Below are 24204 nucleotides of genomic sequence, written 5' to 3'. Positions count from 1 at the left end.
AAAGATGACGACGCTGCGAAATCTGTCGTGATCACCTAACGGTTTGAGATAAAAGGTGAAATGTCAGCCTTGCGGCAAAATCATGGCAGCGCCGAAGCGCTGCCACATTTTTAATCACCGGAAGCTTGCGTAGCTGGGGCCAATAGGCCGAACCGCCCATTCGCCAAGATCATCCGCAAATAAAGACGAGAGAGTACTGCACGCCCCGAGGGGCGTGCAGATAGTGCTTCAAGCCTTTGATTTCACGCAGGTATCCTGACAACCACCTCGGTCTTGTCGCCGGCCTTCGGCTCAAAGGACGAGGATTTTGTCTTGGTTCCATTGACCTCGAGCGAGATGGATTTGGCCTTTTTGTCGCGGATGACGCGAACCTTGACCTCGGCCTCCAGCATCTTGAGCGTCGCCGCATAGCCGTCCCAGTGGCCGGGGAGTTTCGGCCGGAACGTGATCTGCTTGCCGCGCCGCTCGATGCCCAGAATGCCTTCGACCGCGGCCCGGTAAAGCCAGCCGGCCGAGCCGGTGTACCAGGTCCAGCCGCCGCGGCCGCCCTTGCCTTCCCCGGCATAGATGTCGGCCGCCACGACATAGGGCTCGACCCGATAGTGCTCGGCGGCAGCCTCGTCAGCAGCATGGTTGACCGGGTTCAGCATCGAGAAGCAGCGGTAGGCATCGTCGGTGCGGCCCATCTCGGCCAGCGCGATGACGAACCATGTCGCGGCATGGGTGTACTGGCCGCCGTTCTCGCGCACGCCCGGCGGGTAGCTCTTGATGTAGCCCGGGTCCTTGTCGGTCCTGGAGAAGGGCGGCGTGAACAGCTTGACGATCTTGAGCTCGTCGTCGACGAGCATCTTCGTCGCCTGCTGCATGGCGGTGGTCGAACGCGCCGGATCGCCCTCGCCCGACAGCACGCTCCAGGACTGGGCGATGGAGTCGATCTTGCACTCTGCGGAGTTGTGCGAGCCGAGCGGGCTGCCGTCGTCGAAGCTGCCGCGGCGATACCATTGGCCGTCCCAGGCGGTGCTTTCCAACGCCCGCTTCAGCGCATCGGCGTGCTTTTTCCAGGCTTGTGCGCGCTTGGTGTCGCCCTGCGTCCTGGCAACGGGGGCGAAGTCGCCCAGCGTCTTCAGCAGGAACCAGCCCAGCCAGACGCTCTCGCCCTTGCCGCCTTCGCCGACGCGGTTCATGCCGTCGTTCCAGTCGCCGCCGAGGATCAGCGGCAGGCCGGCGGGGCTGCTGCGCTTGATGGCAAGATCGAGCGCCAGCGCGCAATGGTCGTAGAGCGAAGCGTGGGTCTTGGAGATTTCCGGCGTGAAGAAGGCATCGTGCTCGCCTTCGCCGAGCTCCTGTCCGTCGATGAAAGGCAGTTGCTCCTTCAGGATGCCGGCATCGCCGGTGACGTCGATGTAGCGGCTGGTGGCGTGGGCGAGCCAGACCACGTCGTCCGAGATCATGGTGCGCACACCGGCGTCGGTGCGCGGCAGCCACCAGTGCTGCACGTCGCCCTCGGGGAACTGCCGGCGCGCCGCGTTGAGGATCTGGTCGCGCGCCAGCTTCGGATCATGCGCCAAGAGCGCCAGCGTGTCCTGCAGCTGGTCGCGGAAGCCGAAGGCACCGCTCGCCTGGTAGAAGGCCGAGCGGGCGCGGATGCGGCAGGCGAGGCTCTGGTAGGGCAGCCAGTGGTTGACCATGGCGTCGAGCGCCTTGTCGGGCGTCTCGACCTGGATGGTGTCGAGGAAGCCGCGCCAGGCGCGCTCATTGTCGGCCAGCCGTTGGTCGAAATCCTTGCCGCGATGGGTCTGCACCAGCGCGCTCGCCTCTTCGGCCGAGTCCGCGTCGCCGAGCAGCCAGAACAACGTCACGTCGCCGCCGGCTGGGATGTCGACGTCACTGGCGATCGCAGCGCAGGGATCGTCACCGGCCTCGACACGGTCGGACAGGTTGGCCCCGGCTAGCACCGCCTGCGGGTACTCGCTGCTGCCGTGCCGGCCGATGAACTCGCCACGGTCCGCCGTCACCGAATGCACCTGGCCGCCGGCGGCCAGGAAGGCCACCCGCTCGCTGAAGTCGAGCCCGTAGGGATTTTTCGCCAGCAGTGCGCCTGTGGCCACGTCCCGCGACGGGACGATGGTCGCCGCCGTGCGCGAGCGATGGCCGCCAAGCACCCATTCGGCATAGGCATAGATGCGCAGCCGCGCCGACACCGAGCCGGAATTCTGGATGCGCAGCCGGGTGATCTTCACCGGATCGTCCGGATCCACCACATGCGTCAGGTCCATCGACAGCGGCCCGCGCTTCGAGCGGAAGGTGGAAAAACCCTGCCCGTGCCATGTTTCGTAACTCATGGCAGGATCGCGCAGCACAGCGGCCATCGGCGAGAATGCCTTGCCGCTGGCGTGGTCGTAAATGTAGATGCCCTCGCTCGGCCGGTTCGAAACCGGATCGTTCGACCATGGCGTCAGCTGGTAGTCGCGGCTGTTGCGGCTCCAGGTGAAGGCCGCCCCCTCGGCCGAGACATGGAAACCGAACGAGGCGTTGGAGATGACGTTGATCCAGGGTTGCGGCGTCGTGCGGTAGCCGGTCAAACGGGTGACGTAGTGGCGGCCGTCGCCGTCGAAGCCGCCAAAACCGTTCCAGAGGTTCAAGCCGCTGCCATCGGCGCTGCTTTCCGCCGAGGGGCGCGCCATGAAGGCCGGTGCCGGCAGCGATGGCTCGCGCGGGCCTACCGCGCCCAGCGCCGGCTGCAGGGCATCACGCGCCTGCAGCGCTGCCGCCTCGGCGCGCTCGATCTGGTCGAAGATGGTGCCGTTGCGCGTGTGCAGCACGACACGCGCAACCGCGAGCAAGGTCTTGTAGGTGGCCTCGTCCATCAGGTCGCGGCGCACAGCGAAGATGTGCTGGCGCGGTCCGAGTTCCTTGCCGCGCAGGCGGGCGTTTTCGCACAGCGTCTCGACCGCCCGTTGCAGGTCCTGCACATAGGAGGACGCCTGCTCGTTGACGACGACGAAGTCGATCATCATGCCGCGGGCGCGCATATATTCCTGGAAGCGCAGTGCCTGGGCGACGATCTCCAGGTCGGCGACGTCGCCGATGCGGACCAGGAAAATCGGGAAGTCGCCGGAGATGCTGGTCGGCCACAGGCTGGACTGCTTGCCGAGCCCCGACGCGATGGATTCGGCCGGCAGGCGCAGAAACGGATCGGGATAGACCAGGTAGCGGGCCAGCTTCTGCACATTGGCGGCGTCGGTCAGGCTGAGGCCGAGATGGCGGGTCTGCACCTGGCTGCGGGTCCAGGCGAGCATCGCCTGGCGGGCGAAGCTTTCCGGATGGTCGAGCCTGGCGATGGCTTCGTCGAGTTCGGCCCGGTTGGCGCCGACGACGGTCCAGAAGGTCAGCGAAATCTTCTTGTTGGCGGGAACGCGCACCTGCCGGCGAAGGGCCGCGACCGGATCCAACGTGAAGCCGGAATGGCCGCCGAGCTTGGCGCCGGGATCGAAAGCAGCCGCATCGACGATGTTGCGGCCGCGGCCGATGAAGGCGCGCCGATCGGTCTCGGCCTCGGCATCGCGCGCCGGCCCCGAAGGATCGGTGACGAAATGCGCCATGGTGAGGTCGGGCTCGTACTTCTCGCGCTTGCGCCTGGTGGCGAAGATCGCAGCCTTGTTCGACGCAATCTCCGTCTCGATGAACATTTTCGAGAAGGCCGGATGGGCATTGTCCGAGGCTTCGTTGCCCAACACAAGTTCGGCGAAGGAGGTCACCTCGATGTACCGGTCGACGGCGCCGTCATTGTAGAGCGTGACGCGACGGCCTTCGCCGTTGCCTTCCGAGATGACGATGCATTCGACCTCCGAACGCAGCGATCCCACGGATTTGATGAAGCTCGCCTTGTCGTCGGAAAACAGCGTCTGGACGCGCTCGTTCTCCGCCCGCCTCGGCTCTGAGGTCGCCGACCACCAGTCGCCAGTGCCGGCGTCGCGCAGGAAGACGTAAGAACCGAGCCGATCCTCGGTCGGGTCCGGCTGCCAGCGGGTTACTGCAAGCTCGCCAAAGCGGCTGTAGCCCGAGCCGGTGGCGGTGACCATCACCGAATAGCGGCCGTTGGACATGACGTTGGTCGAGCGCAGCGCCCGCGCCGGATCGAGGATGATGCGTGTATCGGGGCTCTCGGTCTCGGTCTCGTCCTTGGAGCGCTCGTCGGCTTCGGTCCTGACGGTGGCGGTCGGGATGTCGCGCGGCGCCCTCTCCTGCAGCAGGAGTTCGGCCGACTCGATAACCGGGTCGCTGTGGAAGCGGTCGCGCAGGCGTCCTTCGAAGATGGCGTCGGCAACGGCTGCGATCGACATGCCGGAATGGTGGGCCATGTAGTTCAGCACCACGGCGTGGTCGGCGCCTTCGGGCACACGCTGCGGCGTGAAATCGACGGCGTCGTAAAAGCCGTGTCGGCCAAGCGCGCCGATGGCCTTCAGCCTGGCCAGGTTCTGCACGGATTCGCGCGGCGTGAACTGCGCCGCAAGGATCGTCGCGTAAGGCGCGATCACCGTGTTCTGGCCGAGGCCGCGCTTCAGGCCGAGCCCGGGCACGCCGAAATTCGTGTACTGGTAGGTCAGTTCGCGGTCGCGGGCGTTGTAGGCGGCTTCCGAAATCCCCCACGGCACATTCTTCGAGCGGGCATACTGGATCTGGCGCTTGATGATCAGCTTGCTGGTCTGGTTGAGGATACTGCCCTGCGGCTCCTTCATCACCAGCGGCGGCATCAGATACTCGAACATCGAGCCCGACCAGGACATCAGCGAGCCCTGGAAACCGATCTCGACGATCGGCCGGCCAAGCCGGAACCAGTGCTCGGTCGGCAGGTCGCCCTTGGCGATGGCGAACAGGCTGGTCAGCCGCGCCTCGGAGGCGAGAAGGTCGTAGCAGCTTTCGTCGAGCTGGTGTTCCTCGACCCGGTAGCCGATCGACAGAAGCTTGCGCTCCTGCCGCATCAGGAAGGAGAAATCCATTTCGAAGGCGTAGCGGCGCGTGCGCTCGCGCAGCGCCAGGAGCCTGCCGCGCAAGGTTTCGACGGCGTTTTCGTCATTGTGCGAGTCATGGACGTGCGCCTCGCAGGTGGCCTCCAGCCTCGCCGCCCAATCGGCGATAACGTCGCTGCGCGGCGACGCCGCCTCGGTGTGGATGGCAACGGCAAGCTTGCGGATCTCGCCGGCGAGCACGGCCAGGTTGATGGTGCGGATCGACGCCATCTCGGGCTGTGCCTTGATGGTCATCACCGCGCGCCGCATGCCGTCGAGACGGTCGGCGAGCCGCTGGCGCAGCGGCCTGAGCTGGCGGCGGTCGTCGGGCAATTCCTCGAGGCTCTCGTCGAGGATGGTCACCGTGTCGAGGATGCCTTCGAAATCGCCCTGCAGGTGAACGGACGGCGCTTCCGCCCATTCGGCGCAGGCTGCCGCCACCGCCACCAGATGGCCGGCAAGATTGCCGCTGTCGACCGCCGAGATGTAGAGCGGATAGAGCGGCTTCAGCGTGGTGGTGTCGTACCAGTTGTAGAGATGACCGCGGTCGCGCGGCATGCTCTCTATCGTCGCCATCGTCGCGTCGATGCGGGTGATGGCGTCGGACAGGCTGATCCAGCCGAAATCGCGCGCCGAAACCACCGACAGGAGATAGACGCCGATATTGGTCGGCGACGTGCGCGGCGCCACCACCGGTGCCGGACTCTCCTGGAAATTGTCGGGCGGCAGATTGTGGTGCTCGGCGGTGACGAAGGTCTCGAAATAATGCCAGGTGCGCCGCGCCACTGTGCGCAGCGTATGGATATCGGCGGCCGAGATGCGCAGCCGGTCCTCGGTCTCGGCCGAGCGGCTGATCCAGCACGCCACCGCCGGCGAGCCGATCCAGAAAATCGCGAAGAAGAAGGCGACGAAGGCGCCGGTGGAATCGGCGAGCACCGGAATGGCCAAGCCGACGACGCCGATGATCACGGCGCCATACATCATGCCGTAATAGGCGCCGAGATCGCTGCCGCCGCTCTTGTGCGCCTGCGAGGCGGTGCGCCATTCGAGCAGGTTCTGCCGGCTGACGAACAGGCGGTAGATCGTGCGGACGATGGCATCGCCCATCATCCAGGCATTGTGCGCCATCAACAGAACCTTGAGCGCCACCAGGGCCGTGCCGAAGACGGTGTCGCGCGCCAGCGCCGAGAAATGGCCGCGTGGTGTCTGGTCGCCGCTCTTCGGCAGGATGCCGTTGACGATGTCGAAGGTCGGCGCCATGAACAGGCTGAGGATCAGCAGCGCCTGCCATTGCGCGGCCTGCGTGAAGGGCAGCAGCGTCCAGCCGGCGATCGCCGCCATCACCCAGAAGATCGGCGTCAGCGAGCGGCGCAGATTGTCGACCATCTTCCAGCGCGACAGTGCCGGTACGCCGGAGCGCGGACTGAAGATGAAGCGGAGCAGCTGCCAGTCGCCACGCGCCCAGCGGTGATGGCGCGAAGCATCGACCGAATAGCGGGTCGGATAGTCCTCAACCAGCTCGACGTCGGTAACCAAAGCCGAGCGCGCCAGAGCGCCTTCGAGCAGATCGTGACTGAGGATGGTGTTCTCCTCGATACGGCCCTTCAGCGCCGCCTCGAAGGCATCGACATGGTAGAGGCCCTTGCCGGTGAAGGAGCCGTCGCCGAAGACGTCCTGGTAGACGTCCGAAACGGCAAAGACGTAAGGGTCGAGGCCACGATTGGCGGAGAAAATCCGCTGGAAGAACGAGGCGTCGTCGCCGCTGGTCAAGGAGGCGGTGATGCGCGGCTGCAGGATGGTGTAGCCGGCGGTGACACGGCGCTTGGCCGCATCGAAATGCGGCCGGTTGAGCGGATGGCTGAGCTTGCCGGCCAAGGTGGCCACGGCATCGCGGGTGGTGCGCGTATCGGCGTCCAGCGTCATCACATGGACGACGTTTTCCGGCAACGGCACGTCGAGCGGCAGGAAGGTGGTGTCGCTGTCGCCGCGCAGCAAGAGGTTCAGCTCGTGCAGCTTGCCGCGCTTGCGCTCCCAGCCCATCCAGCAGCCTTGCGCGGCGTTGTAGAGCCGGCGCCGGTGCAGGACATAGAAACGCGGCGCGCCTTCCGACGGATAGCGGGCGTTGAGCCGGGCGATCTCGTCGCGGGCATATTGCAGGATTTCGATGTCGGCGGCGTCGATCTCGGTCTTGGAGTCCGGCCAGTCCGAAAGCAGCGCGAAACGGATCTCGTCGGCCGTGTTGGCGAGGTGATGCACCTCGATGTTGCGGATGTTTTCCTCGACATCGTCGCGCGAGCCGATCAGCGAGGGCACCACGACCAGGGTGCGCGCTTCGGCCGGGACGCCGCCGTGCTTGTAGTCGTAACCGACGAGCCGCGTCGGCTTCAGGAACAGCGACACGACGGTGTTGAAGAAGGCGAGCGCGCCTTCGCTGGCCGGCACCGCGAACAGCGCCAGCATCAGCACGGTCGACGGCATGGACAGGCCGAGATGGGCAAGCGCATTGCCGGCGAGCGCCAGAAGCAGGACGGTCAGCGCAAACACCGGCACGACGACGCCCAGCCAGCCGGTGCTGGCGAAGGTCCGCTTGACCGTGACGCTGACGGTCGGCCGGTAGCCGATCGCCTTTTCCAGCTCCAGCCGGCGCGGGCCGACGAGGAAGAAACCGACATCCGTATGCGTCGCAGCCTCGACGGCGTCAGCGCCGGTAGCATGGCCGGCAAGCTCGATCGCCTTCTCGGCGACGCGGTATTCCGAAAGCTCGGAGCGGCGCGCCAGTTGCTCGATCGCGGTGCGGTACTGGTCGCGCGAGAAGAAGTCGAGCGCGGCGAAATCGGTGCGCTCGCGCAGCAGCGTGTCGATGCGGCTGACGCCTTCGAACCACACCGTCCAGTCGACGTCGTTGATCAGCCGCAGGCCGCGGATGATGTTGCCGGTGGTGACGTTGCCGCTGGACAGCGTGTGGTGCTCCGAGATGATGATTTCCTCGGCGTCGGAGCCGGTCTTCTCGAGCTCGCCCTCCAGCCATTCCAGCGCCCGGCCGGCATTCTGCGAACCGTCGCGCAGACGGTAGAGCAACTGGGTGGCGAAGGTGGTGTCCTGCGCATGGGTGACGTAATGCGACAGGATCGCCTGGCGGTCGGCATTGTCGTCGGTCGCCAGCACGCGGTCGGCGACCTCGTTGGCGATCTGGCGCATCTGCCTCGTGCGGTTGACGCGCACGGCGATGCGGCGAAGGTTTTCGATCAGCACGAAACGCAGCAGCGACGGCAGCGCCCACAGTTCGCCGATCTTCAGCGGCTCGATCGACTGGAAGCCCTCAACGATCGACTTGAACATGGTCGCCGAGACGGAACTGTCGGAATGCGCGACATAGGTCCAGGCCAGCGCCAAGGCGCGCGGCACGCTGGTGCCATCGGCCAGCTTCAGGGTCGGTAACTGGCGATAGAAGCGGCGCGGCAGATCGCGCTTGACCTGGAAGATCGTCTCCTCGACCAGGTAGTTGTTGTCGAGCAGCCATTGCGCCGCCGGCGTGATGGTTTCGCCCTTGGCCTGTGCGGCGTTGGTCGAGCGGTAGACTTCGAGAATCCGTTTCGCGCTATCGCGGATACGGGCCTGGAATTCGAACGGCGTCAGCCCGAACAGATCCCCGACCTCGCCCTCGGCAAGGCCGCTGCCCAGCGTACGCAGGCGGTCCTCTGGGAGGAAATTGGAGCGGATCGGCTCTTCCGTAATGGCCGGAAAGGCGGCGCTCGTCTTTTCGATCTTGGCGGGGTTCGTCTGTATGTTCATTGAAAATTCCGTATAGCGGGCGCGATGCGGCGTCCCCGCCACGGCAATGTCCCTAAAACCGATTCAAATGCAATTGGTTGCATTGCGACATTGGCCGAAATGTTGTTTCCGCGCGCGACAGGGCGCTGTCTCTCGACAACTTCCGGATGAGCGCCCCTCGCACCCTTTCGGATTTGATCGGATTCAGGCTTTTTCGTGGTACGGGCAACAGCTTACGCGATATTTCGCCGGCAGCGCGATCATGTTTGGAGACAGGCGTTAACCGTTGCCGGCAACGCGACCGATGCGGACGACGAACAGAGCCACCGTCCCGGCGGGCTCAAGGCGAAGCTTTTCGGCGCCCTGCCCCAGCAGAACCGCGTCCAGCGGACCCAGGCGCACGGGGGAGGCGCCGTGCACCGCGAGTTCGCCGTCGAGGCACAGGACCAGCGTCGCATCGGCCGCCGGCAGAACGTCGCTCGCGGCCGAAATCAGCAGCCGCTCGACAGCGTGGGTCATGCGGGTGCGGCGGGTCATGACGTTGAGATCGGTGATCGGCCCGGCGATCAGCGATGCTCCAGTCGGCACGTCGGCCGGGAAGGAAAGCGGGGTGGAGGCGCTGGTCAGTTCCTTCGGAACCCGGCCGGCGATATCGAGGACAATGCCCTCGCCTTCCAGCACGGCCAAAGTGCGATCGACACCGGCAAAGCTCGAGAACGGCCCGCCGGCCTCGACGCGCGCGATCGAGACGCGCCAGTCGAAATCGTCGAGCCCGGCGCTTTCAGGCGAGACGGCAATTTCGGTCGTCGTGCCGCCGCCGTTCTTCCACGGCATGACGCGGTAGTCGGCGGCACGAAGGATGCGCATGCTTAGCCCTCCGCTATGGCTACGGGCGTTCGAAACTCGAAAAGCCGATTCTGCGGCTTTTCGCCTGCCTGCGGCCGGACGTTTCTCACCCCAAAATGCCCGGCAGGTTGAGCTGGTGCTGCTTCGCACATTCAATAGCGATGTCGTAGCCGGCATCGGCGTGGCGCATGACGCCGGTCGCCGGGTCGTTCCACAGCACCCGCTCCAGCCGTTTGGCCGCCTGCGGAGTTCCGTCGGCCACGATGACCATGCCTGAATGCTGCGAGAAGCCCATGCCGACGCCGCCGCCATGGTGCAGCGACACCCAGGTGGCGCCGGACGCGGTGTTGAGCAGTGCATTGAGCAGCGGCCAGTCGGAGACGGCATCGGAGCCGTCCTTCATCGCTTCCGTCTCGCGGTTGGGCGAAGCGACCGAGCCGGAATCGAGGTGGTCGCGGCCGATGACGACAGGCGCCTTGAGCTCGCCCTTGGCGACCATCTCGTTGAAGGCGAGGCCAAGCCTGTGCCGGTCGCCAAGGCCGACCCAGCAGATGCGCGCCGGCAGACCCTGAAAGGCGATGCGCTCGCGCGCCATGTCCAGCCAGTTGTGCAGATGGGTGTTGCCGGGGGTGAGTTCGCGCACCTTGGCGTCGGTCTTGTAGATGTCTTCCGGATCGCCAGACAGCGCCGCCCAGCGGAACGGACCGATGCCGCGGCAAAACAGCGGACGGATGTAGGCGGGCACGAAGCCCGGGAAGGCAAAGGCGTTCTCGAAGCCTTCATCCTTGGCCACCTGACGGATGTTGTTGCCATAGTCGAGCGTCGGCACGCCTGCATTCCAGAACGCCACCATCGCTTCGACATGCTCGCGCATGGACGCGCGGGCCGCCTTCTCAACTGCCTTGGGATCAGACGTGCGCTTCTCGCGCCATTCGGCCAGCGTCCAGCCCTTGGGCAGGTAGCCATTCAGCGGGTCATGCGCCGAGGTCTGGTCGGTGACCATGTCGGGGCGCACGCCGCGCCGTACCAGTTCGGGCACGATGTCGGCTGTGTTGCCGACCAGGCCGACCGACTTCGCCTCGCCGGCCTTGGTCCAGCGCTCGATCTTCTCCAGCGCCTCGTCCAGCGTATCGGCGCGCTCGTCGACATAACGGGTGCGCAAGCGAAAATCGATGCGGTCGGGATCGCATTCGACGGCCAGGCAGCAGGCGCCGGCCATGACGGCGGCCAATGGCTGGGCGCCGCCCATGCCGCCAAGGCCGCCGGTCAGGATCCACTTGCCCTTGAGATTGCCGCCATAGTGCTGGCGGCCGGCCTCGACGAACGTCTCGTAGGTGCCCTGGACGATGCCTTGCGTGCCGATATAGATCCAGGAGCCGGCCGTCATCTGGCCGTACATCATCAGGCCCTTCCTATCGAGCTCGTTGAATTTCTCCCAGGTCGCCCAGTGCGGCACCAAATTGGAATTGGCGATCAGCACGCGCGGCGCATCCGGATGCGTGCGGAACACGCCGACCGGCTTGCCGGACTGGACCAGCAGCGTCTCGTCGTCACCGAGCGTCTTCAGCGATGCGACGATGCGATCAAAGTCGTTCCAGGTGCGCGCGGCGCGGCCGATGCCGCCATAGACGACCAGTTCGTTGGGGTTTTCGGCAACGTCGGGATCGAGATTGTTCATCAGCATGCGCAGCGGCGCCTCCGTCAGCCAGGTGCGGGCGTTGAGCTCGGCGCCGCGCGGGCTGCGGACTTCACGGATGTTGTGGCGAGGATCGGTCATCATTATCCCTTTCGAGTAAGGCGGCGCGTCAGCGCCCGGCCCAGTCAATCGCGGTTTCGAGGATCTTTTTCAGCGTGGCGCGGATCGGTGCTGCAAATTCGGCGTCGTAAGGCACCGGCCAATTGTCCGGCGTGCCTTTGCCCTCGGGCTCGCGCATATAGCCCCGGTTGGAGAGTTCCATCTGCAGCGCATGGACGCCGTTCTGCGGCTGGCCGAAATTGCGCGTGATCCAGCCGCCTTTGAAGCGGCCATTGACGACGAAGCTTTCGCCGGTCTCGGCCATGATCTGGCCAACCATCGCCTGCAACGCAGGATCGGCGCTCTTGCCATCGTTGGTGCCGAGATTGAAGACCGGCAGCGTGCCTTCGAACAGGCGCGGCAACACCGAGCGGATCGAATGGCAGTCGTAGACGACGGCCCTGCCATGAGCGCCCTTTATCCGCGCAATCTCTCCCGCAATTTGGGCGTGATACGGATGGAAAAAGCGACGGCTCCGATGCTCTATCTCCTCAGTGTCCGGTTCCTGGCCGGAACGGTAGAGGGGGTCGCCATCAAATGTTTCCGTCGGACAAAGGCCGGTAGTGGTTTGTCCGGGATACAAAGAAACGCCGGACGGATCGCGGTTGACGTCAATGACGCTGCGCGAGATCGATGTCCGAACGACGCTGGCGCCAAGATCGGCCGCGAAGTCGTAGAGTTGCTCGATCCACCAGTCGGTGTCGCGACGTGCGAGCCACGGCGAAACGAACCGATCTTCCAAACCAGCCAAATCGGTGCCGGTATGCGGCAAGCTGACAATCAGCGGCTTGCTTCCCTCGTGGACGGTGAGCCAATCCCGCTCGTTCATCATGCCGCTCCCGAAATCGCCGGCAGTGCCACCGCGCTGGCCGCCTTCACCGCAGCGCCGCTGCGCACCATGGCGATGGCCTTTTCCATATCGGGGTGGAAGTGGCGGTCGTTGTCGAGATGCGGCACTTCCGCCCGAACCAGCTTGCGCACGGCCTCAAGGGCGGCGCTCGACGCCAGCGGCGCGTGGAAGTCGCAGCCTTGGGCTGCGGCCAGCAATTCTATGCCGATGACAGCCGTCGCGTTCTCGATCATGCCGATCAGCCGGCGCGCGCCGTGTGCTGCCATCGAAACATGATCTTCCTGGTTGGCCGAGGTCGGGATGGAATCGACGCTGGCCGGGTAAGCCTTCTGCTTGTTCTCGGAAACGAGGGCCGCCGCAGTCACCTGCGGGATCATGAAGCCGGAATTCAGCCCGGGCTTCGGCGTGAGAAAAGCCGGCATGCCCGACAGCGCCGGGTCGACCAACATGGCGATGCGGCGCTCCGACAGCGAGCCAATCTCGCAGACGGCGAGCGCGATCATGTCGGCGGCGAAGGCCACCGGCTCGGCGTGAAAATTGCCGCCGGAAAGCGCGGTATCGTCCTCGGCGAAGATCAGGGGATTGTCGGTGACGCCATTGGCCTCGGTGCCGAGCGTATCGGCGGCCTGGCGCAGGACATTGAGCGCGGCACCCATCACTTGCGGCTGGCAGCGCAGGCAGTATGGGTCCTGCACGCGCTCGTCACCGACACGGTGCGATTCCCGGATGGCGCTGCCGGCCATCAGATTGCGCAGCGCGTCCGCCGTCTCGATCTGGCCGCGATGCTTTCTCAAGAGATGGATGCGCGGATCGAAGGGCGCGTCGGAGCCCTTGGCGGCATCGGTCGACAGGGCACCGGCGACCAGCGCTGACTGGTAGAGTACTTCGGCCTCGAACAGGGCGGCCAGCGCATAGGCGGTCGAGAACTGCGTGCCGTTGAGCAGTGCCAGCCCTTCCTTGGCGCCGAGCGTGACCGGCTCCAGCCCGTGCGAGACGAAGGCGACCTTGGCCGGGAAACGGCCATGCGGGGTAAAACATTCGCCGACGCCGATCATCACCGCGGTCATGTGCGACAGCGGCGCCAGATCGCCGGAGGCGCCGACCGAACCTTGCGCCGGCACCACCGGAATAACGTCGTTGGCGAGCATGGCTTCCAGCAATTCGATGGTCTGCGGCCGCACGCCTGAAGCGCCCTGCGCCAGGCTGGCGAGCTTCAGCGCCATCATCAGCCTGGTGACAGCAACCGGCATCGGCTCGCCGACACCGGCGGCATGCGACAGCACGATGTTGCGCTGGAGCGTTTCGAGGTCGGCGGCGGGGATGCGGACGCTCGCCAATTTGCCGAAGCCGGTGTTGATGCCATAGACCGGCTCGCCCTTGGCAACGATCCGGGCCACGGCCTCGGCGCTTGCCTTGATCTTTGGCCGGCAGGCATCGTCCAGCTTAGGCACGGCGCCACGATAGATAGCGCGCCAGTCGGCCAGCGTCGCATTGCCGGGCTGCAGAATGAGTTCGGTCATTGTCCTCTCCAGATGCGGGCATGCAGCGGGTTGAAGCCCATGCGGTAGACGAGTTCGGCCGGGCGCTCGATGTCCCAGATGGCAAGATCGGCGGATTTGCCGGCCTCCAAAGTGCCGGTCTTGTCCTGCAGCCCCAGCGCGCGGGCGGCCTCGCGGGTAACGCCGGCAAGGCATTCCTCGACCGTCAGGCCGAACAGAGTCGCGGCCATGTTCATGGTCAGCAGCAGCGAGGTCAGCGGCGAGGTGCCGGGATTGCAGTCGGTAGCGACCGCCATCTTGACGCCGTGCTGGCGGAACAGCGCAATCGGCGGCTTCTTGGTTTCGCGGATGAAATAATAGGCGCCGGGGAGGATCGTCGCCACGGTGCCGGCCCTGGCCATCGCTGCCGCACCCGCCTCGTCGGTGTATTCGAGATGGTCGGCCGACAGCGCGCCATAGCGGGCGGCAAGCTCGGCGCCATGCAGGTTGGAAAGCTGGTCGGCGTGGAGTTTTACGGGCAAGCCTGCCGCCTTCGCCGCGTCGAAGACACGTGCCATCTGCTCGGGCGAAAAGGCGATGCCTTCGCAAAAACCGTCGACCGCATCAGCCAGGCCTTCGGCCGCAACGGCAGGCAGGATCTCCTTGGCGACCAGATCGATGAAAGCGTCCTTGTCGCCCTTTGCCTCTGGCGGCAGCGCGTGGGCGGCGAGGCATGTCGTGCGGACCGTTACTGGACGCTCGGCGCTGAGCTTTCGCGCGGCGCGCAGTGACTTCTTCTCATTATCGAGGTCGAGGCCATAGCCCGACTTGATTTCTATCGTTGTGACGCCTTCCGCCATCAGCGCATCGAGGCGCGGCAGCGTCTGGGCGACCAGTTCGTCTTCGCTCGCGGCACGCAGGGATTTGACCGAGGAGACGATGCCGCCGCCGGCCTTTGCTACCTCTTCATAGGTGGCGCCGGCCAGCCGCATCTCGAATTCGTTGGCGCGGTTGCCGGCATAAACAAGATGCGTGTGGCAGTCGATCAGGCCGGGCGTAATCCAGCGGCCGTCGCAGTCGATGGTCTCGGCGCCTTGAGCGAGGCCCGACGGCATCTCAGCTTCCGGGCCGGCATAGACGATCAGACCATCGTGCGCGGCGATCGCGCCCTTTTCGACGATGCTCAGCCCGGCTGTGTTTTCGGCCATGGTCGCCAGGCGCGCATTGCGCCAAAGGTGAAGGCCCCCTGCCCGGCTTTTCATTTGTGCCGCCATCATCTTTTCCGTTTCAATGGATGGCGATTATGTATATACATATTGAAACGCACTGCAAGTGCTATCGTGAATGGAAAGCGGGATTCGGAGAAAAACGTGACGGCGATCTTTGCGGAACAGGCGCTGCTGAGCGACGGCTGGCACGGCAATGTCAGGATATCGCTGGCTGATGGCCGCATCGTGACAGTCGACCCAAGTGCATCGCCGCAAGCCGGCGACGAACGCCATGCCATAGTGGTTCCCGGCATGCCGAATCTGCACAGCCATGCGTTCCAGCGCGGCATGGCGGGTCTCGCCGAATTGCGCGGCCCTTCCGCCGACAGTTTCTGGAGCTGGCGCGAGGTGATGTACCGGTTCGCGCTGTCGATGACGCCCGACCAGGTCGAGGCAGTCGCGGCGCAACTGTATGTCGAGATGCTGGAGGCCGGTTTTTCACGCGTCGGAGAGTTCCACTATTTGCATCACGACCGCGACGGAAAACCCTATGCCAATCTCGCCGAGATGGCGGAGCGCATCGCTGCCGCTGCCGCCGATACCGGCATCGGCCTGACGCTGCTGCCGGTGTTTTACGCGCATTCCTCCTTGGGTGGCGCTGCTCCCAACGAAGGCCAGCGGCGATTCATCAATGATGTGGACAGGTTCGCGCTGCTGCTTGAGAAAAGCCGGGAGTGTGTTCGCGCTCTAGATCAAGCCGTCGTCGGCGTCGCCCCGCACAGTCTGCGCGCGGCGACGCCGGATGAACTCGCCGCGGTCGCTGCGATGGCGCCGGACGGGCCGATCCACATCCACGTCGCCGAGCAGGTGAAGGAGGTCGAGGACTGCCTCGCCTGGTCCGGCGCACGCCCGGTCGAATGGCTGCTCGCCAATGTCGCGGTGGACCAGCGCTGGTGCCTGATCCACGCCACCCATTTGACTGAAACCGAGACAATCGGCATGGCCAAAAGCGGCGCCATCGCCGGTCTGTGTCCGATCACCGAGGCCAATCTCGGCGACGGCACCTTTGCCGCGCCGCTGTTCAGAGAACATGGCGGACGCTTCGGTGTCGGCTCCGATTCCAATGTGCTGATCGGCTTGCCTGACGAGCTCAGGCAGCTCGAATATTCGCAGCGCCTTGCGCATCGCGCCCGCAATGTGCTGGCGGTCGCCGGCGGCTCGACCGGGCGCGCCTTGTTCGATGCGGCGCTCGACGGCGGCAGCGCCGCGCTCGGTGCCGGCCCGTCGCGGATTGTCGCGGGGGCTGCTGCCGATTTCGTCTCGCTCGATGCAGATAATCCATCGCTGGCCGGAAAGGCTGGCGACGCGATCCTGGACGCCTGGATCTTCGCCAATGGCACCAAGGTCGACTGCGTCTGGGTGCATGGCGCAAAACTGGTTAGCGGCGGCAGGCACGCGAAGCGCGAGGCGATTGCCGCACGTTTTCGCAAAGTGATGACGGCGCTTTCGGCATGAGCCTGATCGAAACAGCGGCGGTCGAAGGCGGCGGCTCGCTGCATCAGCGCATCCTGTCCGACATCAGCGAGAAAATCCTGTCAGGTGCCTGGGCGCCCGGTCACCGCATCCCCTTCGAACACGAGCTGACGGCGCAATACAATTGCTCGCGCATGACGGTGAACAAGGCGCTGTCGCAGCTGGCCAAGGCCGGACTGATCGAGCGCCGCCGCCGCTCGGGCAGCTTTGTGCGCCGGCCGCAATCGCAGGCCGCGGTGCTGGAAATCCACGACATCCGGATCGAGGTCGAGGCCCTCGGCCTGCTTTATCGCTATGAAAGGCTGGCGCGGCTGAAGCGGCGCAGCAGCGCCGAGGACCGCGCGCTGCTGGAGCTAACCGGCGCAGGGCCGGTGCTGGCGCTGGAATGCCTGCATTTCGCCGGCCATCGGCCGTTCGCGCACGAACAGCGGCTGATCAATCTGACCGCCGTCACTGAAGCAGCCGACGAGGAATTTCTTGATATCGCGCCCGGCCCCTGGCTGATCGGCCGCGTGCCGTGGAGCGAGGCCGAACACCGCATCCGCGCCATCGCCGCCGACCAGCACATCGCTGATAGCCTCGACATCGAGCCCGGCGCGCCCTGCCTGGTGGTCGAACGGCGGACATGGAGCGCCGAGCATCCGGTCACCCATGTCCGCTTTACCTATGCGGCCGAGAGCCACACGCTGGTGGCGCGGTTCAGGCCATCGCAGGGGTAGCGCCACGCCCCTTCTCCCCTTGTGGGAGAAGGTGGATCGGCGCGCAGAGGCGTTAAAATATCGAATGATTTTAGGAGTTTAATACTTGGCGTGGCGATCCGTCCAACACCCCTCATCCGACCGAGCTCCGCTCGGCCACCTTCTCCCACAAGGGAGAAGGTAAAGCGCTGCGCTCTCAAATCGCAGCAGTAATGATCATCTCGACCAGGTATTCCGGGCCGGCGAGCTTGGCCTCGCCGGTGGCGCGGGCCGGCGTGTGGCCCTTCGGCACCCACTTGTCCCATTCCGCATTCATTTCGGCGAAAGTGCCCATGTCGTCCAGCCAGATGATCGCCTGCAGGATCTTGGTCTTGTCGGTGCCGGCCTTGGCCAGCAATTCGTCGACGGTCGCCAGAATATCGCGGGTCTGCGAGGCCACGTTGCCGCCGGGCTCGCCGACCTGGCCGGCCAGGTAGACGGTGTTGCCGTGGATGACGATCTGGGTCATGCGCGGGCCTACATCGATGCGACGAATGCTCATGGGACGTTTCCTTCCTTTTGTGGGTCGCGCCTCTTTAGAGTCGCGGCCTGCTTCGGGCAAGGCCGCCGGGCCGAATCCTCTTGAGCCAAGCGATGGGCGCGAAGCCAACCGTACACGGCGAGTTGACCGGAGCGCCGCAATTCCGCCGGATTGGCTTGTTGACTTATGTAATAACATCACATATCGACATGGCCGCCTGCAGCAGCGCGGATTTCCGCGCCACGGATCGCTTTATGACAAATGCCTGCCTGACATTCCGCGACCTGACGCTCGGCTATGGCAGCCACCCGGCGATCCATCATCTCGACGGCACCATCCGCCGGGGATCGCTGACCGCCGTCGTCGGCGCCAACGGTTCGGGCAAGTCGACGCTGATGAAGGGCATTGTCGGGGTTCTCAAGCCGATGGCCGGCAGCGTGATCCGCGCGCCCGGCGTGCGCGCCGCCTATCTGCCGCAGCAATCGGAGCTCGACCGCTCCTTTCCGGCGCGGGTCGTCGACCTGGTTTCGCTGGGCCTCTGGCCCAAGCGCGGCATGCTTGGCCGCTATACAAAGGAAGACCGCGACTCCGTCAGCCAGGCGCTGATGGCTGTCGGGTTGGGCGGCTTCGAGAAGCGCCCGATCGATACGTTGTCGGGCGGTCAGTTGCAGCGCACGCTGTTTGCCCGGGTGCTGTTGCAGGATGCCGACCTCATCCTGCTCGACGAGCCGTTCAACGCCGTCGATGCCAAGACGGTCGGCGACCTCATCGCGCTGATCAAGCGCTGGCATGGCGAGGAACGCACCATCATGGTCGTCGTGCACGATCTCGAACTGGTGCGGCAGAATTTTCCGGAGACACTGCTGCTTGCCCGCCAGCCTGTCGCCTGGGGCGAAACGAAGGAAACGCTGCGGCCGGAAAACCTTTTGCGCGCCCGCCGCTTCCACGAAGCCTGGGAAGAGAATGCGCCGTGGTGCGAGCCGGAAGGCCATGATCACGGGCATGACCATGTCCACGGGCACGATCACGCTCATGACCACCATCATGACTCCGGGCCGAGAGCGGCCTGATGGACGCGCTCTACGGCCTCTTCATCGCGCCGTTCGCCGATTTCGGCTTCATGCAGCGGGCTCTGATCGGCTCGCTGATGCTGTCGCTCGGTGCCTGCCCGGTCGGCGTCTTCCTGATGCTGCGGCGCATGAGCCTGTCAGGCGATGCTATGGCGCACGCCATTCTGCCGGGCGCGGCCGCCGGCTTCCTGTTCTATGGGCTGGAAATCCTGCCGATGACCATTGGCGGGCTGATCGCCGGCATCATCGTGGCGCTCGGTGCCGGCGCCGTCTCGCGCTTCACCATCCAGCGCGAGGACGCCTCGATGGCGGCCTTCTATCTGATTTCGCTGGCCATCGGCGTGCTGATGGTGTCGATCCGCGGCTCCAGCGTTGATCTCATGCATGTGCTGTTCGGTACCGTGCTGGCGCTCAACAACGAGGCGCTGGCGCTGATCGGCGGCATTGTCGCAGTGACGTTGGTCAGTCTCGCCATCTTCTGGCGAGCGCTGGTCGCGGAATGCCTCGACCCGCTGTTCCTGCGTTCGGTCAGCCGTCTCGGCAGCCCGGTGCATTTCATCTTCCTCGGCCTCGTCGTGCTCAACCTCGTCGGCGGCTTCCAGGCGCTCGGCACGCTGCTCTCGGTCGGGCTGATGATGCTGCCGGCCGCAGCTGCCCGCTTCTGGACCGTGCGCGTCGAGCCTATGTGCGTGCTGGCGGTGCTGATCGGCTTTGCCTCCTGCATTGCCGGGCTGCTTTTGTCTTATCACGCGTCGCTGCCTTCGGGGCCTGCCATCATCCTGTCGGCCGGCGTCGTCTATTTCGCCTCGATCCTGTTCGGTACGCGCGGCGTGCTGCGCGCCAGCATCGTGCATCACCGCCACCGAACCGCCTGATCCCCATCCGCGCCCTAAGGAGACCTTCCCAATGCTGAAATCGTTCCGTGCCGTTCTGACAATGAGCGTTATGACATTAAGCGCCTTTGGAGCCTCCTCGGCCTTCGCGGCGCCGCTGAAAGTGGTCGCCAGCTTCACGGTCATTGCCGATTTCGCGAAAAATGTCGGCGGCGACCGGGTCAACATCACCACCATCGTCGGGCCCGATGGCGACGCGCATGTCTACGAGCCGAGCCCGGCCGATGCGGTAGCGATGGCCGGCGCCGATGTGGTGCTGGTCAACGGCCTGCATTTCGAAGGTTTCCTGCAGCGCCTGGTCGACGCCAGCGCCACCAAGGCGACGATCGCGGTGCTGACCAAGGGTGTGACGCCGATCGATTTCAAGCCTGAATTCGCCGATGCCGACGCTGCCGAAGGGGCCGGCACGGGTGGCGGCAAGACGGTCACCGACCCGCATGCCTTCCAGTCGATCGCTAACGCAAAAATCTATGTGAAGAACATCGCCGATGCCTTCTGCGCCGCCGATTCCGCGGGCTGCGTCAGCTACCAGAGCAATGCCGCCGCCTACACCAAGAAGCTCGATGCGGTCGAAGGCGAAGTGAAAGCGGCGATCCAGTCGATCCCAGAGGAAAAGCGCGTCGTCATCACCTCGCATGACGCCTTCGGCTATTTCGAACACGAATACGGCCTGACGTTCCTGGCGCCGCAGGGCGTGTCGACCGATTCTGAGCCTTCGGCCGCCGACGTCGCCAAGCTGGTCCAACAGGTCAAGCAGGACAAGGCGGCGGCGATCTTCGTCGAGAACATCACCAATCCGCGCCTGGTCGAGCAGATCGCCAGCGAGACCGGCATCAAGGTGGGCGGCACGCTCTACTCGGACGCGCTGTCGCAGCCCGACGGCCCGGCCTCGACCTATATCGACATGATGCACAACAATATCGCCCAGATCAAAGGCGCGATCCTCGGCAGTTGAGCGAGGCCGGTTGGATTCCTCGCCGGAAATGTCTATCTGCGCAGAGAGATTTCTTCCCTGCGCGGATTGCCGGTCCGACCGGGGAGTGGCAAGACTGCCGCCAAATCGGATTGCGAGGACACCATGGAATACCGCCAGATCAGCGAAGACTATTCGGTCGCGGGGCAGATCCAGCCCGACGATATCGTCGCCATCAAGGAAGCCGGCTTCAAGAGCGTCATCTGCAACCGGCCCGACAATGAGCAGCCCGGCCAACCCTCGGCCGACAGCGTCAAGGCAGCGGCCGAAGCGGCGGGGCTCACCTTCCGCTTCATCCCGGTTATCAGCGGCCAGATCAGCATTGAGAATGTCGAGGACCAGGCCAAAGCGCTCGACGAACTTGAAGGCCCCGTCTTCGCCTATTGCCGCTCCGGCGCGCGCTGCACCAACCTTTATGGACTGATCCAGCAGCAGAAGGGTTAAATCGGCAGCGCACCGGTTTCCTTCAGTGTTTCGAGCACGATCGCCGTCTTCACGTGCTGCACGGATTCGTGCGGCAACAGCACGTCGTTGACGAATTTGGACAGCGACTTCAGATCGGGCGTCACGACTTTCAAGATGTAGTCCATCTCGCCGGTCAGCGCGTGCGCCTCCTGCACTTCCGGCAGCCGCGCCAGCAATTCGCCGAAGCGCCTGGCATTGTCGCGGTTGTGGGTGGCCAAGGTCACCGAGATGACGTTGACCAGCGAAAAGCCCAGTCGGTCGCGATCGAGCACGGCGCGGTAGCCCTTGATATAGCCGTCCTCCTCCAGTCGCTGACGGCGGCGCGAGCATTGCGACGGCGATAGATTCACCCGGTCCGACAAATCGCTGTTGGTCAGCCGCGCGTCAGCCTGCAACAGCGCCAGTATCTTGCGGTCAAATTGATCAATGCGCACATCATCCACGGTCGTCTCTCCTCCTGTGCACGCTTTGCGCATCAGATCAGCATTTCAAGCGTTTGAATGCAAGCTCTGTGCAGTTGGTTGGCGCTATAATGAGCAAGGATGGCCAAGAGCGGCCAGAACAGCTTTTGGAGAATTGCCATGGGCCCCTTCCCGCACGACGCACCGCCCGCCAAGATCAGCAAGACCAATCCCGCCGGCACCGACGGGTTCGAGTTCGTCGAATTCGCGCATCCGGAGCCGGAGAAGCTCGCCGAGCTTTTCACCCGCATGGGCTATGTCGCGGTGGCCAAGCACTGCTCGAAGAACATCACCGTCTGGCGCCAGGGCGACATCAACTATGTCGTCAACGCCGAGCCCGGCTCGCATGCGATGAAGTTCGTCGACAAGCACGGACCATGCGCGGCCTCGATGGCGTGGCGGGTGGTCGATGCCAAGCATGCCTTCGACCATGCCGTGGCCAAGGGCGCCACGCCTTACGAAGGCAAGGACAAGGCGCTGGACATGCCGGCCATCGTCGGCATCGGCGGATCGCTGCTTTATTTCATCGACAGCTACGGCAAGAAGGGTTCGGCCTATGACGCCGAGTTCGAATGGCTGGGCGCGCGTGACCCGCGGCCGCAAGGCGTCGGCTTCTATTATCTCGATCACCTCACCCACAATGTCTATCGCGGCCAGATGGACAAGTGGTGGGATTTCTACCGCGAACTGTTCGGCTTCAAGCAGATCCATTTCTTCGACATTGACGGCAAGATCACCGGCTTGGTCAGCCGGGCGATTACCTCGCCCTGCGGCAAGATCCGCATCCCGCTCAACGAGTCCAAGGACGAGACCAGCCAGATCGCCGAGTACCTGAAGAAGTACAATGGCGAAGGCATCCAGCACATTGCGGTCGGCACGGACGAGATCTACGGCGCCACCGACAAGCTGGCGGCCAACGGGCTGAAATTCATGCCGGGACCACCGGAAACCTATTACGACATGTCCTATGACAGGGTGAACGGCCATGACGAGCCGATCGAGCGGATGAAGAAGCACGGCATCCTCATCGACGGCGAAGGTGTGGTCGATGGCGGCACGACCAAGATCCTGCTGCAGATCTTTTCGAAAACCGTGATCGGCCCGATCTTCTTCGAGTTCATCCAGAGGAAGGGCGACGAAGGCTTTGGCGAGGGCAATTTCCGCGCGCTGTTCGAGTCGATCGAGCAGGACCAGATCAAGCGCGGCGTCATCAAGGTGGATGGCAAGGCCGCGTAAGGCAGCCGCACGGCACGACGTTTATTTGGCGAGGCCCGCGGCCTTACGCAGAACGTCGTTGATCCGGCTCTGCCAGCCGGGGCCGCCGGCGCGAAAGCGGGCGACTACGTCGCTGTCGAGCCGGAGCGTCACTTGCTTCTTCGGATTGTCGAGTGCCGGCCGGCCGCGCGAGCGACGAATGCTTTCGGCAAGATCCGGAAACACTTCGGCGAAGGGACGGGCGTTTCTGAAATCCTGCTCGGTCCATTCGGGGTTGTCCGAAACGGCATCCCAATCTTCTTTGGTAAAGCCTTTGCCTGGCTGAAACTCCCTGTCAGGCTTCGTAGCGTTCAGCTTAGGTTTTGCCATCGAACAATCTCCTTTCCGCCTGGTTAGCCGGCCGCATCGAAATTATCGAGATGCCCTCGGAGCCGAGCCGAGCAAAAACCACGGCAACGACACCGTCGACGATCCGGCCAATCGCCATGAGACGACCGTCTTTGGCCGCCCGGATCGTCGAGGCAAGGAAAAAGTCCTCATCCAGATCGGCGAAATCCAGCCCGTGCTTGCCGATGTTGGCCAACCGTTTCGGTTCATCCCAAACGATCTTCATCAGAATTTATGTACCTACAACAATTGAGTCAAGAATTTTCGTAGCTACAATAATTCAATCGCTGCCATCGATGCCAAGCCGCTCCACCTCCGCCCGCCTGAGCTTCAGATCATAGTCGAGCAGGAATTCGTCGAGTTGTGGCGGCGCTACCGAGGTGCCCGAAAGCATGGCGTGCACCTGGCCGCGGTGATGGATGTCGTGCAGGAAGACGTGGGCGAGGAGGTCGCCGATCTTTTCCGGGATCAAGCCATCCTCGCGCCGTTCGGTGATGACGCGGCGGTCGAGATCGGCCTCTGACAGGGCGTCGCAGAAAGCGATGAGCCTTCGGTCGGCCGCGACCTGGGCGGCAAACAGCGCCTGCGGCTTGTCGAACGGTACGCAATCATCATAGGCAGCAGCGCCGACACCACCCTGCTCCAGGAAATCGAGATAGAGATAATCGACCGCAAGGATGTGGTTGAGCGTCGCCTTGATCGAGGGGAAGAAGCTGGTGCGTTCGGCTTCGAACTCACCCGGCCCAAGCTGCAGCACGGCCCGATAAAGCCGGTCGTTCGACCAGAGATTGTTGCCGGCCATGCGGCGGAGATGGGTGAGAATATCCATGCTATGCGCTTGCCCAACCAGCCCAGACAACCAAATTCACAATGGCGGCTATGGCAACTATGCCCAGAAGACGAACGTTGATGCCGCGCCGCAGCCCTTGCGTTTTAGTTGCTACGTCTCGGTTCAAAGCGACATGAACAAGCCTCGCCCGGCGCGCTACGCTGCTGAAGTTGCGCAGTCTTTCAGATCGATCCTCGACCTGC

Annotated in this window: 18 protein-coding genes; 7 read left to right on the top strand and 11 right to left on the bottom strand. The window is 64.3% G+C overall.

The window, feature by feature from the left end:
* Positions 1-242 precede the first annotated feature (242 nt).
* From ACSQ3Z_RS27770 to hutI, 6 genes are all read right to left on the bottom strand, one after another.
* A complete protein-coding gene (locus ACSQ3Z_RS27770; RefSeq protein ID WP_436174471.1) occupies positions 243-8801 on the bottom strand; it encodes a GH36-type glycosyl hydrolase domain-containing protein in 8559 nt (2852 codons plus the stop codon).
* Between the two features lie 258 nt (positions 8802-9059).
* Entirely contained in the window at positions 9060-9647 is a 588-nt protein-coding gene (locus ACSQ3Z_RS27765) for a HutD/Ves family protein (protein WP_436174470.1), read from the bottom strand.
* Positions 9648-9732: 85 nt separating this feature from the next.
* Entirely contained in the window at positions 9733-11406 is a 1674-nt protein-coding gene (gene hutU, locus ACSQ3Z_RS27760) for a urocanate hydratase (RefSeq protein ID WP_436174469.1), read from the bottom strand.
* 25 nt (positions 11407-11431) lie between these two features.
* The gene (gene hutG / locus ACSQ3Z_RS27755; RefSeq protein ID WP_436175166.1) at positions 11432-12250 is read right to left on the bottom strand and encodes an N-formylglutamate deformylase; all 819 of its coding nucleotides are present in this window, start codon (positions 12248-12250) and stop codon (positions 11432-11434) included.
* Positions 12250-13791 carry a histidine ammonia-lyase gene (gene hutH, locus ACSQ3Z_RS27750; protein WP_436174468.1) on the bottom strand — a complete coding sequence of 514 codons (1542 nt, stop codon included), beginning with the start codon at positions 13789-13791 and terminating at the stop codon, positions 12250-12252. The genes hutG and hutH overlap by 1 nt, the downstream gene beginning before the upstream one ends.
* On the bottom strand, positions 13788-15023 hold the full coding sequence (gene hutI / locus ACSQ3Z_RS27745) for an imidazolonepropionase (RefSeq protein WP_436175165.1): 1236 nt from the start codon (positions 15021-15023) through the stop codon (positions 13788-13790). Before hutI ends, hutH begins: the two co-directional genes overlap by 4 nt.
* A gap of 96 nt (positions 15024-15119) precedes the next feature.
* Between hutI and ACSQ3Z_RS27740 the strand changes: the two genes are divergently transcribed.
* On the top strand, positions 15120-16472 hold the full coding sequence (locus ACSQ3Z_RS27740; RefSeq protein WP_436174467.1) for a formimidoylglutamate deiminase: 1353 nt from the start codon (positions 15120-15122) through the stop codon (positions 16470-16472).
* On the top strand, positions 16469-17209 hold the full coding sequence (hutC, locus tag ACSQ3Z_RS27735; protein WP_436174466.1) for a histidine utilization repressor: 741 nt from the start codon (positions 16469-16471) through the stop codon (positions 17207-17209). The genes ACSQ3Z_RS27740 and hutC overlap by 4 nt, the downstream gene beginning before the upstream one ends.
* A 175-nt stretch (positions 17210-17384) precedes the next feature.
* On the opposite strand, the gene ACSQ3Z_RS27730 is transcribed toward hutC, so the two are convergent.
* Entirely contained in the window at positions 17385-17729 is a 345-nt protein-coding gene (locus ACSQ3Z_RS27730) for a RidA family protein (protein ID WP_192182714.1), read from the bottom strand.
* A 233-nt stretch (positions 17730-17962) separates the two neighbouring features.
* Between ACSQ3Z_RS27730 and aztA the strand changes: the two genes are divergently transcribed.
* The 4 genes from aztA to ACSQ3Z_RS27710 all read left to right on the top strand — a co-directional run bounded on the left by aztA (position 17963) and on the right by ACSQ3Z_RS27710 (position 21088).
* Positions 17963-18778 carry a zinc ABC transporter ATP-binding protein AztA gene (gene aztA / locus ACSQ3Z_RS27725; RefSeq protein WP_436174465.1) on the top strand — a complete coding sequence of 272 codons (816 nt, stop codon included), beginning with the start codon at positions 17963-17965 and terminating at the stop codon, positions 18776-18778.
* A complete protein-coding gene (gene aztB / locus ACSQ3Z_RS27720) occupies positions 18778-19653 on the top strand; it encodes a zinc ABC transporter permease AztB (RefSeq protein WP_436174464.1) in 876 nt (291 codons plus the stop codon). Before aztA ends, aztB begins: the two co-directional genes overlap by 1 nt.
* Positions 19654-19684: 31 nt before the next feature.
* Positions 19685-20626, top strand: coding sequence for a zinc ABC transporter substrate-binding protein AztC (gene aztC, locus ACSQ3Z_RS27715; protein ID WP_436174463.1), 942 nt, complete (start codon positions 19685-19687; stop codon positions 20624-20626).
* A gap of 123 nt (positions 20627-20749) precedes the next feature.
* Complete coding sequence (locus ACSQ3Z_RS27710) at positions 20750-21088, top strand: TIGR01244 family sulfur transferase (protein ID WP_436174462.1); 339 nt, start codon at positions 20750-20752, stop codon at positions 21086-21088.
* On the opposite strand, the gene ACSQ3Z_RS27705 is transcribed toward ACSQ3Z_RS27710, so the two are convergent.
* On the bottom strand, positions 21085-21552 hold the full coding sequence (locus tag ACSQ3Z_RS27705) for an Lrp/AsnC family transcriptional regulator (RefSeq protein ID WP_436174461.1): 468 nt from the start codon (positions 21550-21552) through the stop codon (positions 21085-21087). The genes ACSQ3Z_RS27710 and ACSQ3Z_RS27705 overlap by 4 nt on opposite strands.
* A gap of 138 nt (positions 21553-21690) precedes the next feature.
* On the opposite strand from ACSQ3Z_RS27705, the gene hppD reads away from it, so the two are divergent.
* A complete protein-coding gene (gene hppD / locus ACSQ3Z_RS27700; protein ID WP_436174460.1) occupies positions 21691-22806 on the top strand; it encodes a 4-hydroxyphenylpyruvate dioxygenase in 1116 nt (371 codons plus the stop codon).
* Positions 22807-22827: 21 nt separating this feature from the next.
* Here the strand turns inward: hppD and ACSQ3Z_RS27695 are convergent, their stop codons facing one another.
* The 3 genes from ACSQ3Z_RS27695 to ACSQ3Z_RS27685 are packed head-to-tail and all read right to left on the bottom strand — an operon-like array spanning position 22828 to position 24001.
* Positions 22828-23154 carry a BrnA antitoxin family protein gene (locus tag ACSQ3Z_RS27695; protein WP_436174459.1) on the bottom strand — a complete coding sequence of 109 codons (327 nt, stop codon included), beginning with the start codon at positions 23152-23154 and terminating at the stop codon, positions 22828-22830.
* Entirely contained in the window at positions 23141-23398 is a 258-nt protein-coding gene (locus ACSQ3Z_RS27690; RefSeq protein ID WP_436174458.1) for a BrnT family toxin, read from the bottom strand. The genes ACSQ3Z_RS27695 and ACSQ3Z_RS27690 overlap by 14 nt, the downstream gene beginning before the upstream one ends.
* Before the next feature lie 54 nt (positions 23399-23452).
* Entirely contained in the window at positions 23453-24001 is a 549-nt protein-coding gene (locus tag ACSQ3Z_RS27685) for a DinB family protein (protein ID WP_436174457.1), read from the bottom strand.
* Between the last annotated feature and the right edge of the window lie 203 nt (positions 24002-24204).

Source organism: Mesorhizobium sp. LjNodule214 (assembly GCF_964252735.1).
GTDB lineage: Bacteria > Pseudomonadota > Alphaproteobacteria > Rhizobiales > Rhizobiaceae > Mesorhizobium.
The sequence above is the reverse complement of the archived record's forward strand: the minus strand, read 5'-3'. Positions and strand labels throughout refer to the sequence as shown.